At 73.3% G+C, this 12,832-nt stretch carries 11 protein-coding genes; 6 read left to right on the forward strand and 5 right to left on the reverse strand.

Annotated features, from left to right (window positions below):
* Nucleotides 1-254 precede the first annotated feature (254 nt).
* On the forward strand, nt 255-1,979 hold the full coding sequence (locus ACFYT9_RS34515) for a chitinase (protein WP_376598019.1): 1,725 nt from the start codon (nt 255-257) through the stop codon (nt 1,977-1,979).
* Nucleotides 1,980-2,243: 264 nt separating this feature from the next.
* A complete protein-coding gene (locus ACFYT9_RS34520; RefSeq protein WP_389170003.1) occupies nt 2,244-3,587 on the forward strand; it encodes a M14 family metallopeptidase in 1,344 nt (447 codons plus the stop codon).
* Nucleotides 3,588-3,609: 22 nt separating this feature from the next.
* Here ACFYT9_RS34520 and ACFYT9_RS34525 read toward each other — a convergent pair whose 3' ends face one another.
* The 4 genes from ACFYT9_RS34525 to ACFYT9_RS34540 are packed head-to-tail and all read right to left on the reverse strand — an operon-like array spanning nt 3,610 to nt 6,380.
* Nucleotides 3,610-4,119: a hypothetical protein gene (locus ACFYT9_RS34525; RefSeq protein ID WP_389170006.1), complete on the reverse strand. Its 510-nt coding sequence runs from the start codon at nt 4,117-4,119 to the stop codon at nt 3,610-3,612.
* A 43-nt stretch (nt 4,120-4,162) separates the two neighbouring features.
* On the reverse strand, nt 4,163-4,603 hold the full coding sequence (locus ACFYT9_RS34530) for a RidA family protein (protein ID WP_387278395.1): 441 nt from the start codon (nt 4,601-4,603) through the stop codon (nt 4,163-4,165).
* Nucleotides 4,600-5,373, reverse strand: coding sequence for an IclR family transcriptional regulator (locus tag ACFYT9_RS34535; protein ID WP_389170008.1), 774 nt, complete (start codon nt 5,371-5,373; stop codon nt 4,600-4,602). The genes ACFYT9_RS34530 and ACFYT9_RS34535 overlap by 4 nt, the downstream gene beginning before the upstream one ends.
* Complete coding sequence (locus ACFYT9_RS34540; RefSeq protein WP_389170090.1) at nt 5,370-6,380, reverse strand: sugar kinase; 1,011 nt, start codon at nt 6,378-6,380, stop codon at nt 5,370-5,372. The genes ACFYT9_RS34535 and ACFYT9_RS34540 overlap by 4 nt, the downstream gene beginning before the upstream one ends.
* Before the next feature lie 199 nt (nt 6,381-6,579).
* Here ACFYT9_RS34540 and ACFYT9_RS34545 point away from each other — a divergent pair, with 199 nt between their 5' ends.
* Entirely contained in the window at nt 6,580-7,848 is a 1,269-nt protein-coding gene (locus ACFYT9_RS34545; RefSeq protein ID WP_389170011.1) for an amino acid deaminase, read from the forward strand.
* A gap of 45 nt (nt 7,849-7,893) precedes the next feature.
* Nucleotides 7,894-9,501: an amidohydrolase family protein gene (locus ACFYT9_RS34550; RefSeq protein ID WP_389170014.1), complete on the forward strand. Its 1,608-nt coding sequence runs from the start codon at nt 7,894-7,896 to the stop codon at nt 9,499-9,501.
* Here the strand turns inward: ACFYT9_RS34550 and mptB are convergent.
* A complete protein-coding gene (gene mptB, locus ACFYT9_RS34555; RefSeq protein WP_389170016.1) occupies nt 9,498-10,910 on the reverse strand; it encodes a polyprenol phosphomannose-dependent alpha 1,6 mannosyltransferase MptB in 1,413 nt (470 codons plus the stop codon). The two genes, ACFYT9_RS34550 and mptB, sit on opposite strands and share 4 nt — an antisense overlap.
* Nucleotides 10,911-11,070: 160 nt before the next feature.
* Between mptB and ACFYT9_RS34560 the strand changes: the two genes are divergently transcribed.
* A complete protein-coding gene (locus tag ACFYT9_RS34560) occupies nt 11,071-12,282 on the forward strand; it encodes a pyridoxal phosphate-dependent aminotransferase (protein ID WP_376605444.1) in 1,212 nt (403 codons plus the stop codon).
* Nucleotides 12,283-12,395: 113 nt separating this feature from the next.
* Nucleotides 12,396-12,785 carry a hypothetical protein gene (locus ACFYT9_RS34565; protein ID WP_387280457.1) on the forward strand — a complete coding sequence of 130 codons (390 nt, stop codon included), beginning with the start codon at nt 12,396-12,398 and terminating at the stop codon, nt 12,783-12,785.
* Nucleotides 12,786-12,832: the final 47 nt, after the last annotated feature.

The raw sequence follows: 12,832 nt of genomic DNA on the forward strand, positions 1-12,832 counted from the left end.
CGACTGTTCTGCACCTTATCCACGCGGACCGTGGTTCTGAACACACAATCCGTCAACTCCCGCCCCCTTTCCTGTCACCGGAGTGCGGGACTCCGGTCGAGGGCGGTCTGTGTCAGAGGTCTTGACAACCCAATTGGTCTGGACCAACTTGGTGCGACGACGGTGGTGGCCACCTCCCGAACCCCCTGACCTGACGCAGTTCCCCCCGTACGACGACGTACGGCACCTCCAGCTCCCGACTCCCCCACCGGAGGATGCACGTGGACCGCACCACCACCCGCCCGGCCGCGCGTCGCTGGCTCGGCGGAGCGCTCGCGCTCGCCGTCGGATCCGGGCTCGCCCTGGTCGGCGGCACCGGCACGGCGCTCGCCGCGGACGTGAACAACGCCCGGAACGCCGGCTTCGAGAACGGCCTGGCCAACTGGGCCTGCTCGGCCGGCAGCGGCACCGCCGTCGCCACCCCGGCCCGCACCGGCGCCGGCGCCCTCAAGGCGAGCCCCGCCGGTCTCGACAACGCCAAGTGCGTGCAGACCGTGACCGTGAAGCCCAACTCCACCTACACGCTGAGCGCCTGGGTGCAGGGCGGCTACGCCTACCTCGGCGCGAGCGGCACCGGGACCGGCACCGGCACCGTCTCCACCTGGACGCCGGACTCCCCGTCCTGGAAGCAGCTGACCACCACCTTCACCACCGGCGCCTCGACGACCTCGGTCGAGATCTTCACCCACGGGTGGTACGGCACCGCCGCCTACTTCGTGGACGACGTGAGCGTCTTCGGGCCCGACGGGGGCGGCGGCCAGGACCCCGACCCGGTCGTCCCGACCACCCCGGCCGGGCTCGCCGCGGGCACCCCCACGACCAGCTCGGTCCCGCTGAGCTGGAACGCGGTCTCCGGCGCCACGAGCTACAAGGTCTACCGGGACGGCACGCTGGCCGCCACCGTGACCGGCAACTCCACCACGGTGACCGGCCTGTCCGCCGACACCGCGTACTCCTTCCAGGTCGCGGCCGCCAACGCGGCGGGCGAGTCCGCCAAGTCCGCGGCCGTCAGCGCCCGTACGGCGAAGACCGGCGGTGGCGGCGGCGACAACCCGGCCGTCCCGAAGCACGCGGTCACCGGCTACTGGCAGAACTTCGACAACGGCGCGACCAAGCAGAAGCTGCGCGACGTCCAGGCCGCGTACGACATCATCGCGGTCTCCTTCGCGGACTCGACGGCCACGCCCGGCCAGATCGTCTTCAACCTCGACCCGGCCGTCGGCTACACCTCGGTCGCCGACTTCAAGGCCGACATCGCGGCCAAGAAGGCGGCCGGCAAGTCGGTGATCATCTCGGTCGGCGGCGAGAAGGGCAACGTCACGATCAACAGTGACGCCAGCGCCACAGCCTTCGCGAACAGCGCCTACGCGCTCTTCCAGGAGTACGGCTTCAACGGGGTCGACATCGACCTGGAGCACGGCATCAACTCCACGTACCTGACCAAGGCGCTGCGCCAGCTGTCCGCCCTGGCCGGTCCGAAGATGGTCCTGACGATGGCGCCGCAGACCATCGACATGCAGAACACGGGCACCGAGTACTTCAAGCTCGCGCTCGCCGTGAAGGACATCCTCACGGTCGTCAACACCCAGTACTACAACAGCGGTTCGATGCTGGGCTGTGACGGCAAGGTGTACAGCCAGGGCTCGGTGGACTTCCTCACCGCGCTCGCCTGCATCCAGATCCAGGGCGGTCTCGACCCGTCCCAGGTCGGTCTGGGCGTCCCCGCCTCCACCCGGGGCGCGGGCAGCGGCTACGTCGCCCCGTCGGTCGTGAACAACGCGCTCGACTGCCTGACGAAGCTGACCGGCTGCGGCGCCTTCAAGCCCGCCCAGGCGTGGCCGACCCTGCGGGGCGCGATGACCTGGTCGACCAACTGGGACGCGACGGCCGGGAACGCCTGGTCGAACGCGGTCGGCCCGCACGTCCACGGCCTTCCGTAACCCCGAGCGGATCCCCCCACGGGACCCCGGTCCCGACGGATCCCCCCACGGGCCCGTAACCCTGACGGACCCTTCCCGCGAGGCGTCGCCGGTCTTCCGGCGGCGCCTCGCCGCGTCTCCGGGGCGCGTCGCCTACCGTGACCGCACACGGCCGATCATGGCCGAACTCCCCACCTTGACCCGTCCATGACATGGCCCCACCATGTGCCCCGGACACCCGCACCTGTTGTCGCACTCCCCCACACTCCCCACCCAGGAGACACCATGCGACGTCCCCGACGCGGCAGAAGGTCCGCCACCCTCGCGGCCCTCGTGGCGCTCGCCCTCGCGGCGCCCCTCTCCGCCCTCACCTCACCCGCCGGCGCCGACGCGCCGACCGCCACCCGGGGCGGCGAGGAGGTGATCCGGCAGTACGAGATCGCCGGGCCCTCCACTCCCGCCGCCCGCACCGCGCTCGCCGCCACCGGCGTCTCGATCGACGAGGTCGACGCCCGTTCGGTCGTGGTCAGCGCCGACGGCCCGCAGCTGGAGCGGCTCAAGGCCCTCGGCTACAAGGCGGTCGCCCTCCCGGCCCCGCCGGACCGGGGCGAGCCCGCCCGGTCCTCCCTCGGCCCGCTCGACTTCCCGTCCGCCGACGCCAGGTACCACAACTACGCCGAGATGACGGCGGAGATCGACCAGCGGCTCGCCGCCTACCCGTCGATCATGAGCAAGCGGGTCATCGGCAAGAGCTACCAGGGCCGCGACATCGTCGCCATCAAGATCAGCGACAACGTGGCCGTGGACGAGAACGAGCCGGAGGTCCTCTTCACCCACCACCAGCACGCCCGTGAGCACCTCACCGTCGAGATGGCGCTCTACCTGCTGCGCGAGCTGGGCGCGGGATACGGCTCCGACTCCCGGGTCACCAACGCCGTGAACGGGCGCGAGATCTGGATCGTGCCGGACCTCAACCCGGACGGCGGCGAGTACGACATCGCCACCGGCTCCTACCGCAGCTGGCGCAAGAACCGGCAGCCCAACTCCGGCTCCTCGGCCATCGGCACCGACATGAACCGGAACTGGGACTACAAGTGGGGCTGCTGCGGCGGCTCCTCCGGCTCCAAGAGCTCCGACACCTACCGGGGCGCCGCCCCCGAGTCCGCCCCCGAGGTGAAGGTCGTCGCCGACTTCGTCCGCTCCCGGGTCGTGGGCGGCAAGCAGCAGATCAAGGCCGGCGTCGACTTCCACACGTACAGCGAGCTGGTGCTGTGGCCGTTCGGCTGGACGTACGCGGACACCGCGCCGGGCATGACCCAGGACGACCGCAACGCCTTCGCCGCGGTCGGCCGGAGCATGGCGGCGACCAACGGCTACACCGCCGAGCAGTCGAGCGACCTCTACATCACGGACGGGTCGATCGACGACTACCTCTGGGGTGCGCACAAGATCTTCGGGTACACCTTCGAGATGTATCCGGCCTCGTCCGGGGGCGGCGGCTTCTACCCGCCGGACGAGGTGATCGAGCGCGAGACCAGCCGCAACCGGGACGCGGTGCTCCAGCTCCTGGAGAACGCGGACTGCATGTACCGGTCGATCGGCAAGCAGGCGCAGTACTGCACGAGCTGAGCGGGCGCCGGAGCGCCGGGGGTCAGGCCGTCTCGTCGAAGTAGGCGTCCAGCACCTCGTCCAGCTCCGACTCCCAGGTGACGATCCGCCCCCTGTCCGGCGCCACGATCTCGATCGGGTACCAGCGCCGGTCAGGGGTGTGCACGGTGACGGTGAACCGCTTGCCGAAGCGTCCCTTCTCGCTCTCGACGGCGGCGAGTTCGTCCCAGCGGAACTCGCACGCCTCCTCGTCGTAGCTCAGCCGCACGCCCTCGGCGTCGGCGACGATCCGCCCGCGCCGGTCGGCGGCCTCGAAGGAGGGACCGCCGCCCGCCGCGGGCCGCGGGTCGGCGCCCTCGGCCTCGGGAACCGCGTCCTTCACCTCGGACACGGCCTCGGGCGCGGCCTCGGGCACCGCGTCCTTGACCTCGGAAACGACCTCGGGCACGGCGTCCTTGAAGGGGCTCGCCGCTCCCGTGAGGCCGGGGATGAAGCCCGGGTCGGCCGAAGCGGCGCGCAGGGGCTGCTGTATGGGTCCGTTGCTCTGCTCCACGGCGGCAGTATGGCCGACGCCCCTGTGAGCGGGGCAAGCGGGATCAGCCGAGGACGGCGAGCGCGTCGATCTCGATGAGCAGTCCCTCGGGCAGGCCGACGTAGACCGTGGTGCGGGCGGCCGGCGGTGCCTGGAGCTTCTGCTCCTCGAAGTACTGGTTGTAGAGCGCGTTCATCTCGGCGAAGTGGTCCACGTCCGTGAGGTAGACGCGCATCATCATCACGTCGTCCCAGCTCGCGCCGCCCTCCTCCAGGATCGCCTTGACGTTGGCGAAGGTCTGGAGGGTCTGCTCGCGCAGGGTCGGGCCGGCCGGCGTCGGCGGCTGCCCCTCGACGGCCGGCAGGAAGCCGACCTGGCCGGCGACCTGGAGGATGTTGCCCTTGCGGACGCCGTGCGAGAACTTCGCGGGCGGGGTGGTGTGGGTGGCCGGGGTGATCGCGATCTTCTCGGTCGTCGCGCTCTGCTCGGTCGTACGGTCGCTCATGCGGGGTTTTCCTCGGTTTCCTTCGGTGGGGTCGTGCCGGAGTAGTCGCGGCTGATCGCCTCGGCCGTGCGGCGCACCAGCGGGAGCAGGGCGAGCAGTTCCTCGGCGGTGACGACGACGTTGGGCGCCGAGACCGACATGGCCGCGACGACCCGTCCGTCGGCGCCGCGGATCGGGGCGGCGACGCAGTTGATGGACTCCTCGTGGCCGCCGAGGTCGGTGGCCCAGCCCTGTTCGCGCACGGTCGCGAGCTCCTGGAGGAAGGCGGCGGCGTCGGGGGTCGAACGGGGCGTGTAGCGGGGGTAGTCGAGCTTGGCGGCCAGCGCGCGCCGCTCGGGCTCGGGCAGGTCGCCGAGGAGCAGCTTGGCGACGGCGGCGACGGTGATCGCGACGGGCTTGCCGATCCGCGAGTACATGCGGACGGGGTAGCGGCTCTCGACCTTGTCGATGTAGAGGACCTCGCCGTCCTCGTGGACGGCGAGGTGGACGGTGTGGCCGGTGCGCTCGTTGAGGGCGGCGAGGTGGGGGTGGGCGATCTCGCGGACGTCGAGGTTCTCGACGGCCTCCTGGGCGAGGGCGAAGAGACGGGCGCCGAGGCGGTAGCGCTGGTCCTCCTGGCGGTAGACGAGGCCGTGCTCGTGGAGGGTGCGCAGGAGCCGCAGGGCGGTGGACTTGTGCACGCCGAGGCGGTCGGCGACCTGGCCCAGGTCGGCGGGGCCCTGCGCGAGCAGCGGCAGGATGCTGAGCGCGCGGTCGACGGTCTGGCTCATCCGGTACGTACCTCCTCGTCGGCCTCCGTGCCGGCGGACGTCCACCCGGGGCCGAGGTGCAGTCTCCCCCAGGCCTGCTCGTCGAGTGCGGCGAGGCGGTCGGCGTGGGCGCGCCGGGGTGGGGCGGCGAGGTCGCCGGGGGCGGTGAGGGCGGCGGCGGCCGCGAGGTGGCCGTGGCGGAGTCGGGCGCGGGCGCCGAGGCCGCGGAGGGCGGCGGAGAGGTAGCCGGCGGCGAAGCCGTCCCCGGCGCCGACGGAGGCGAGGACGTCGACGCGGGGCGCCGGGACGGTGGTGACGTCGTCCTCCGGCGCCTGCCCGCCGGTGCCCCGGGGGCGTTCGAAGGCGACGGCGGGGCCCTCGCCGCCCTTGACGACCAGGACGGCCGGCTCGGGCAGGAGGGCGCGGACGGCGGCGGGGTCCGCGGTGCCCCAGAGCCGGTCGGCCTCGTCGGCGCCGACGAGGACGAGGTCGGCGCGGGCGGCGAGGCGCCGCAGCACGTCGGGGGCGGCTCCGTCGCGCCAGAGCGTGGGCCGGTGGTTGACGTCGAAGGAGACCAGCGGGCGGCCGGGGCGGGGCTCGGTCAGCTCGTGCAGCAGCGTCCGGCAGCCGGGCGAGAGCGCGGCGGTGATGCCGGTGAGGTGGAGGATCCGGCCGTCGGCGACGGTGTCGTACGGGACGGAGACGGGGTCCATCGCGGAGGCGGCGGAGCCGGCCCGGTAGTAGACGACCTCGTGGGCGTCGGTGGCGCGGTCGGCGTCGGTGCGGAAGTAGACGCCGGTGGGCCGGTGCGGGTCGCGGCGGACGGCGCTGACGTCGACTCCGTACGCTGCGATGGTGTCGACCAGATGGTCGCCGAAGCCGTCCGTGCCGACCCGGCCGACCCAGCGGGCGCGGTGGCCGGCGGCGGCGAGGGCGCAGGCGACGTTGGACTCGGCGCCGCCGATGGCGCGGGTGAAGGCGGGGACGTCGGCGAGGCGGCCCGGCCGGGAGGGCAGGAAGGTCACCATGGACTCGCCGACGCAGACGACCTCGGGGGGTGGTCCGGCCACGGTCACGCTCCTGCGGGTCTACGGGTCTACGGGTCTACGGGTCTGCGGTCTGTCGGGAGGCCGGTCCATTGACCTTGCCTCGGCCCGGATGTTAGACAGCCATGAGCGAAATACGCAATGGGCGTTGCACATCATGCAACGCCCTGGAGGAGGGATCATGCCGACCGACCTGTCGGACGAGCGCGTCGACCACCGCTTCAAGGGCCTGCCGCCGGACGCGGACGGCCTGACCGTCGGCGAGCTGGCCGCCCAGCGCCGCTCCCTCTTCACCGGTGGCTTCACCACCCCGGTCCTCGCGCTCTCCGCCGAGTCCGTCGAGCACAATCTGCGCGCCCTGGAGGAGTACGCCGAGCGGCACGGCCTCGCCTTCGCCCCGCACGGCAAGACCTCGATGGCGCCGGTCCTCTTCCGCCGCCAGATCGAGCACGGCGCCTGGGGCATCACGGCCGCCGTCCCGCACCAGGTCCGGGTCTACCGCGCCCACGGCGTCGACCGGATCTTCCTGGCCAACGAGCTCGTCGACCCGGTGGCGCTGCGCTGGCTCTCCGCCGAGCTGGACGCGCACCCGGACTTCCGGCTCGTCTGCTATGCCGACTCGGTGCGCGGGGTCGAGCTGATGGACGAGGCGCTGCGCGCGGCGGGGGCCCGGCGCCCGCTGGACGTGGTGGTGGAGCTGGGCGCGGGCGAGGGGGCCCGGACCGGCGCCCGTACCGAGGCGGAGTGCACGGCGGTCGCCGACGCGATCGCCGCGACCACCACCCTCCGGCTGGTCGGCGTCGCCGGGTACGAGGCCGAGGTGCCGGGCGCCGACGGCGACACGGTCCGCGGCTGGCTGCGCCGGCTGACCGGGCTCGCCGCCGCCTTCGACAAGGACGGCAGGTTCGCCGCGGAGCTGGACGAGATCGTGGTGAGCGCGGGTGGCAGCGCGTGGTTCGACGCGGTCGCGGACGTCTTCGCGGAGATCCCCGCGCTCTCCCGCCCCGTCCTGAAGCTGCTGCGCTCGGGCGCGTACGTCTCGCACGACGACGGCCAGTACCGGGAGAAGACGCCGTTCAACCGGATCCCCGAGGAGGGCGCCCTCCAGCCGGCCTTCCGCCTCTGGTCGCAGGTGGTGTCGCGGCCGTCCGCCGGGCAGGCCTTCACCAACGCGGGCAAGCGGGACGCGGCGTACGACCTCCACCTGCCGGAGGCGCAGGTGGTGCGGGACGCCCGGACCGGTGAGATCCGCCCGGCCGACGGGGTGAGCGTGACCGGCCTCTCCGACCAGCACGCCTGGCTGCGCACCGAGGAGGGCGCGGACGTGGAGGTCGGCGACTGGGTGGGGATGGGCCTGTCGCACCCGTGCACCTCCTTCGACAAGTGGCTGCTGATCCCGCTGGTCGAGGCGGACGGCACGGTCGTCGACTACGTCCGCACCTTCTTCTGACGGGGCCGGGATGACACAGCGCTTCCTTCCGACAGGGGACAGAGGATGATGGATCTCGTCTTCCGGGACGCCGAGGTCGTCGACGGCTCCGGCGCCCCCTCCTACCGGGCCGACGTGGCCCTGGCCGGGGGCCGGATCGTGTCGATCGTGAAGGAGGCCGCGGCGGCGGGCTGCCAGCGGCCCACCGCCCGCCGCTCCGTGGACGCGGAGGGCCTGGTCCTCTCGCCCGGCTTCGTCGACATGCACGCCCACAGCGACCTCGCGCTGCTCCGCGACCCGGACCACAGCGCGAAGGCCGCGCAGGGCGTGACCCTCGAAGTCCTGGGCCAGGACGGCCTGTCGTACGCGCCGGTGGACGACCGCACCCGGGAGGAGGTCCGGCGGGCGATCGCCGGCTGGAACGGCGGCGGCCCCGGCGACACGCGCCTCGACCTGGACTGGCGGACGGTCGGCGAGTACCTCGACCGGCTCGACGGCGCCCACGGCGGCGAGGGCATCGCGGTGAACGCCGCCTATCTCGTCCCCCAGGGCACCGTCCGGATGTACGCGATGGGCTGGGACGACCGGCCCGCGACCCCCGCCGAGCTGGACCGGATGCGCCGGCTGGTCGCCGAGGGCCTGGAGCAGGGCGCGGTCGGCATGTCCTCCGGCCTGACGTACACCCCCGGGATGTACGCCCCCGACGCCGAGCTGACCGAGCTGTGCAGGGTGGTCGCGGAGCACGGCGGCTACTACTGCCCGCACCACCGCAGCTACGGGGCGGGGGCGCTGCGCGCGTACGAGGAGATGATCGCGCTCACCCGGGAGGCGGGCTGCGCGCTCCACCTCGCCCACGCCACCATGAACTTCGGGGAGAACGAGGGCCGGGCGCCGGAGCTGCTGGCCCTCCTCGACCGGGCGCTGGACGCGGGCGGCGACATCAGCCTCGACACGTACCCCTACACCCCCGGGTGTACGACCCTGCTCGCCCTGCTGCCGTCGTGGGCGCAGGAGGGCGGCCCGGAGGCGGTCCTCGGGCGGCTCGCGGACGGGACGGCGGCGGAGCGGATCTGGCACGACCTGGAGGTGACCGGCTCGGACGGCTGCCACGGGGTGCCCGTCGACTGGTCCACGATCGAGATCTCGGGGACCTCCGACCCGTCCCTCGGGGACTGGGCGGGACGGCGCCTCACCTCCTGGGCCGAGGCGCGCGGGCTGCTCCTGGCCGACCGTCTCGGCTCGACGATCCTCCAGCACGTCGGCCACGAGGAGAACGTCCGGGCGATCATGCGTCACCGGGTGCACACGGGCGGCTCGGACGGCATCCTCCAGGGCGCCAAGCCGCACCCGCGCGCCTACGGCACCTTCCCGGAGTACCTGGGCCGCTATGTGCGCGAGGAGGGCGTGCTCTCCCTGGAGGAGTGCGTGGCCCATCTGACCTCGCGCCCGGCGGCCCGGCTGCGCCTCCCCGACCGGGGGCTCGTGCGGGAGGGGTACGTGGCGGACCTGGTGCTCTTCGATCCGGCGACGGTCGCGGCGGGAGCCACGTACGACGCCCCGCGCACCCTGCCCACCGGCATCCCGCACGTGCTCGTCGGCGGGCGATTCGTGATCGAGGACGGGCGCCGCACGGACGTCCTGGCGGGGCGGGCGATCCGGCGGACGCCGGTCTAGCGGTCGCCGCTCGCCGGCCGGGCCGTCGTCGGGAGCGGGGCCGGCGGGGCGGCGGCCGGCCACCGCTCCCGGCGGAGCCAGAGGAGGCCGAGCGCGAGGACGAGTCCGGCGGCGACGAAGCCGTACCAGGGGGTGTGGCCGGCGGGCTGGGTCTCGTAGACGAGCGCCGCCGAGAACACGGCGAGCACCTGTCCGGCCCGGCTGTGCCAGGCGACGGCCGCGACGACGGCCGTGCCCCACAGCAGGTACCAGGGCTGCACCATCGGCGAGAGCGCGACCAGCGCGACGAGCCCGTACCCGAGCCCGAGGACGGGGTCGATCCGTCCCCGGTACGCGCGCAGGGCCAGGACCGCGATGATCACCACGGCGGCGAGCAGCCCCAGCTGCTGCACCACGCCCTTGACCGGCTCGGGGTCGTCCGAGACGAGCGTGCCGAGCGCGAGGCCGAGGTCGCTGGTGAGCGAGAGCGGGGTGTGGATGGCCCCGGCGACGGACTGCGTCCCCAGCCAGCCGAAGCCGGTGCCGGAGAGCAGGCTCGCGCCGGCGGCCACCGCTCCGGCGACGGCCGGGGGCAGCAGCCCCTTCAGGAGGGGGCCCCGCCGGGCGACGATCACCGCGATGAAGAGGAGCGCGACGGCCGCGGGCGACTTCACCATCACGGCGCAGCCGACGAGCACGCTGCCGAGGACCCAGCGCCCGCGCACGGCGAGCAGCACGCCGGCGAGCATGAGCCCGATCATGAGCCCGTCGTTGTGCACGCCGCCGACGACGTGGACGAGGAGCAGCGGGTTGAGCGCGGCGAGCCAGAGGGCCCCGTCGCCGCGCCCGAACCCCCGGACGGCCCAGACGATCAGGGCGAGCGCGCCGACGGCGACCAGCCGGAACAGCAGGACGGCGGGGACGACGGCTCCGCCGGTCAGCCTGACGACCGCCTCGGCGAGGAGGAGGAAGGCGGGGCCGTACGGGGCGGGGGTGTCGGTCCAGTTCCCGCCGACGCTCGCGGCCGCGTCGGCGCCGAGCTGATCGGGGCCGAGCACGGACGGCCCGGCGCCGTAGACGTCGTACCCCTCCAGGATCATGGCGCCCTGCGCGACGTAGCTGTACACGTCGGCGCTGTGCAGCGGCGGTGCGAGGAGCAGGGGCGCGGCCCAGGCGGTGAGCGTGCCGAGCGCGCCGCCGGCCGCCCCGCGGGCGAGCAGCACGCCGTACCGCCACCAGGCGGCGACGAGCAGGGTCAGCCCGAGGGCCGCCAGGACGGCTCCGGCGGTCTCGACGCCGCTCGCCCGGGGCGACCACAGCGGGCCTCCGCCGATCACGGGCAGCGCGCCCGCGCCGTACCCGCCCACGGCCACGGCGAGCGACCCCGCCGCGCCCAGCCACCGGCACCCGGAAGCACTCACCACCCACATGACCAGCCAACCTACCCCGCCTGCCCCGGCCCCCCGCCCCCGCGGTCCGGCTCCACCGACGCCACCGCCGCGGCGGCGGGCGGCCGTCGCGCCCCCGCGCCACCCCCGACGTGGCCCATAACACGCCGCACTCGCCCCGCCCCCGCCGTAAGCTCTCGTCATGCAGGTGATCCAGTCCACGAAGCTCGCCAACGTCTGTTACGAAATCCGCGGCCCGGTGCTCGAAGAGGCGATGCGGCTCGAAGCCGCGGGTCATCGCATCCTCAAGCTCAACACCGGCAACCCGGCCGCCTTCGGCTTCGAGTGCCCGCCCGCGATCCTGGAGGACGTCCTCCGCAACCTCTCCGAGGCGCACGGGTACGGCGACGCGAAGGGTCTCCTCGCGGCCCGGCGCGCGGTGATGAGCCACTACGAGACCAAGGGCATCCACCTCTCCGTCGAGGACATCTACCTCGGCAACGGCGTCTCCGAGCTCATCCAGATGTCGATGCAGGCGCTGCTCGACGACGGCGACGAGGTCCTCGTCCCGGCCCCGGACTACCCGCTGTGGACCGCCTCGGTCTCCCTCGCGGGCGGCACCGCCGTGCACTACCGCTGCGACGAGCAGTCGGACTGGATGCCGGACCTCGCCGACATCGAGCGGAAGATCACCGACCGCACCAAGGCGATCGTGATCATCAACCCGAACAACCCGACGGGCGCCGTCTACGACGACGAGATGCTCCGCTCGCTCACCGAGATCGCCCGCCGCCACGGCCTGGTCGTCTGCTCGGACGAGATCTACGACAAGATCCTCTACGACGGGGCGACCCACACCCCGACCGCCGCGATCGCCCCCGATCTGCTCTGCCTCACCTTCAACGGCATGAGCAAGAACTACCGGGTGGCCGGTTTCCGCTCCGGCTGGCTCGCGGTCTGCGGCCCGAAGCACCACGCGTCCTCGTACATCGAGGGGCTGACGATCCTCGCCAACATGCGTCTCTGCGCGAACATGCCGGCCCAGCACGCGGTGGCCGCCGCGCTCCAGGGGCGGCAGTCGATCGAGGACCTGGTCCTGCCGGGCGGCCGGCTCCTGGAGCAGCGGAACACGGCGTACGAGCTGCTGACCTCGATCCCGGGCGTGACCTGTGTGAAGCCGAAGGGCGCGCTGTACCTCTTCCCGCGCCTCGACCCGAACGTCTACAAGGTCAAGGACGACCGGCAGATGGTGCTCGACCTGCTGCGGGCCGAGAAGATCATGGTGGTGCACGGGACGGGCTTCAACTGGCACGAGCCGGACCACTTCCGGATCGTGACGCTGCCGTCGGTGGCGGACCTCACGGACGCGGTGACCCGGATCGGCCGCTTCCTGGACGGCTACAGCCAGCCCTGAGCCGTCTCTCCGGACGGCCCCCGCGGTCTTGACCCACCCTTGAACCGGACTGGAATCAACTTTAGACGGAATCTAAGCTAGGCTGGTCTCCGAGCAGTCAGGAGGCCGTCCCCATGTACGAACCGATCCGCGCCAAGTCGGTCCACACGACGGCCGGCGACCCCGGCGCGTACCCGCACCGCTCCCGCGAGGAGGAGCTGGACATCCAGCTCGCCGGCCACCTCTCCGCCCTGCTCGCCGTGACCGACGAGCTCGGCGACGACGAGGGCGGCGAGCTGATCGCCCGTGAGGTGGCCCGCCTCCGCGGCGCCCCGCCCGCCCGCCACGCCGGACTGAGCGGCGCCTCCCCCGAGGCCCTCCACCGCAAGGCGCACGCGCTCGCGGGCCGCGCGCTGGTCGTCGCCGCCTCCCGCGCGGACACCGCCGCCGCGATCCTCGCGGCGGAGCGGATGGACGCGCACACCGCGGCACTGACCGGGGACCCCCTGGTCACCGCCCCCTAGACGGCCCCGGGCCGCGCGGCACGAACCGCGCGGCCCGGGCGCCCTCC

The organism is Streptomyces sp. NPDC004435 (assembly GCF_042873895.1).
Lineage (GTDB): Bacteria > Actinomycetota > Actinomycetes > Streptomycetales > Streptomycetaceae > Streptomyces.

Excerpts from the sequence above, each read along its gene's own strand:
- ACFYT9_RS34560 (WP_376605444.1), top strand. The coding sequence starts at position 11,071 with ATGCAGGTGATCCAGTCCACGAAGCTCGCCAACGTCTGTTACGAAATC.
- ACFYT9_RS34565 (WP_387280457.1), top strand. The coding sequence starts at position 12,396 with ATGTACGAACCGATCCGCGCCAAGTCGGTCCACACGACGGCCGGCGAC.
- ACFYT9_RS34550 (WP_389170014.1), top strand. The coding sequence starts at position 7,894 with ATGATGGATCTCGTCTTCCGGGACGCCGAGGTCGTCGACGGCTCCGGC.
- mptB (WP_389170016.1), bottom strand. The coding sequence starts at position 10,910 with ATGTGGGTGGTGAGTGCTTCCGGGTGCCGGTGGCTGGGCGCGGCGGGG.
- ACFYT9_RS34540 (WP_389170090.1), bottom strand. The coding sequence starts at position 6,380 with ATGGTGACCTTCCTGCCCTCCCGGCCGGGCCGCCTCGCCGACGTCCCC.
- ACFYT9_RS34520 (WP_389170003.1), top strand. The coding sequence starts at position 2,244 with ATGCGACGTCCCCGACGCGGCAGAAGGTCCGCCACCCTCGCGGCCCTC.
- ACFYT9_RS34530 (WP_387278395.1), bottom strand. The coding sequence starts at position 4,603 with ATGAGCGACCGTACGACCGAGCAGAGCGCGACGACCGAGAAGATCGCG.
- ACFYT9_RS34515 (WP_376598019.1), top strand. The coding sequence starts at position 255 with ATGCACGTGGACCGCACCACCACCCGCCCGGCCGCGCGTCGCTGGCTC.
- ACFYT9_RS34535 (WP_389170008.1), bottom strand. The coding sequence starts at position 5,373 with ATGAGCCAGACCGTCGACCGCGCGCTCAGCATCCTGCCGCTGCTCGCG.
- ACFYT9_RS34545 (WP_389170011.1), top strand. The coding sequence starts at position 6,580 with ATGCCGACCGACCTGTCGGACGAGCGCGTCGACCACCGCTTCAAGGGC.